The sequence below is a fragment of the Streptomyces sp. NPDC004561 genome, assembly GCF_053602155.1.
Genome location: NZ_JBSGDB010000887.1, coordinates 1 through 1,575 on the forward strand (window position 1 = coordinate 1; position 1,575 = coordinate 1,575).

General features: G+C 69.0%; 1 protein-coding gene. It reads left to right on the forward strand.

Translation table 11 applies throughout. The features are described 5' to 3' along the window. The first annotated feature begins 158 nt into the window (after positions 1-158). On the forward strand, positions 159-1,394 hold the full coding sequence (locus tag ACWEN3_RS46420) for an IS701 family transposase (protein ID WP_452984463.1): 1,236 nt from the start codon (positions 159-161) through the stop codon (positions 1,392-1,394). Positions 1,395-1,575: the final 181 nt, after the last annotated feature.

Genomic DNA, 1,575 nt, shown 5'->3' on the forward strand with positions numbered 1-1,575 from the left:
CCTAGTACTCCAGCCGTAGTTCGGTATCTGGGCTGGTCAGCAGCCTGGTGGCGTGGAGTGTAGCGGGGCGCCAGGTGGGCGGGACGGACTTCCCCACCGCGCCCCACGAACGAGTGCTCTGCGGCATGCCCGTGAGCTGGTGCGAGCAGTCCCTCGGCATGCTCATTGATGCGTCGGTGAATGTGTGGGATCGGGAACTCGAAGAACTCTTCCTGCGGATCGGGAGCCGCTTCACCCGGATCGAGCCCCGCAGGCGGATGCGAGACTACGTACGCGGTCTGCTCGCTCCGGTCGGCCGCAAGAACGGGTGGCAGCTCGCCGAGTGGGCCGGCCACGCCACCCCGGACGGACTGCAGTACCTGCTCTCCCGCAGCCGCTGGGACGCCGACAGTGTCCGCGACGACCTGCAGCAGTACGTGGCCGACCAACTCGGCGATGACGACGCCGTGTTGATTGTCGACGACACCGGCTTCATCAAGAAGGGGACCACCTCCGCCGGAGTACAGCGCCAATACTCCGGCACCGCCGGGCGCACCGAAAATTGTCAGATCGGCGTGTTCGCCGCCTATGCCACGAGCCGGGGACACGCCCTCGTCGACCGTGACCTCTATCTGCCCAGGTCCTGGACCGACGACCGCGGCCGCTGCCAGGCCGCCCACATCCCCGACGCCCGTACTTTCGCCACCAAGAACGCCCTCGCCCGCGACATGATCCGCCGGGCCCATGCCTCCCCTCTGCGCTTCCGCTGGGTCACCGCGGACGCCGCCTACGGCCAGGACAGCCGCTTCCGCCTCTTCCTCGAGGACGACCTGAAGCTCCACTACGTGATGGCCGTCCCCAAGTCCCAGCAGGTCCACGGCCCGCGCATTGATGACCGTATTCGCCGTGAGGCCCCGCCGCAGGCATGGCAGCGCTTGTCCGCCGGCCCCGGAGCCAAAGGCGAACGCTGCTACGACTGGGCCGGAGCCCTCCTGCCCGTCGTCGAGGAACGCGACGGCGACGAGCCCACCCGCAGGCGGTGGATGCTGGCCCGCCGCAGCATCACCGACCCCGAGGACATCGCCTACTTCCTGGCCAGCGCTCCGCTGGACGCCACCCTCGCCGACCTGGCTCGGATCGCCGGATGCCGCTGGAAGATCGAAGAATGCTTCCAGTCAGCGAAGAACGAGTGCGGCCTCGACGAGTACGAGGTCCGCCGTTACACCGGCTGGTACCGGCACATCACCCTCGCCATGCTCGCCCACGCGTTCCTCGCCGCCATCGCCGCACAGGAACGCGAAAGGGGGGCCCCGGCGACGACACGCCCGATCTCGTGGACCTCACACCGGCCGAGATCCGCCGTCTCCTGGCAGCTGAACCCCCGCACCCCCGCGCACGCCACAACCACACGCTGACCTGGTCACGGTGGAGACGACGCCACCAGGCACGCGCCCGCCAGAGCCACTACGAACGGCGCGGCTACCTCTTCGCCGGGGCGCGGTGGGGAAGTCCGTCCCGCCCACCCGGCGCCCCGCCACACTCCACGCCACCAGGCCGCTGACCAGCCCAAATACCGAACTACGGCTGGAGTACTAG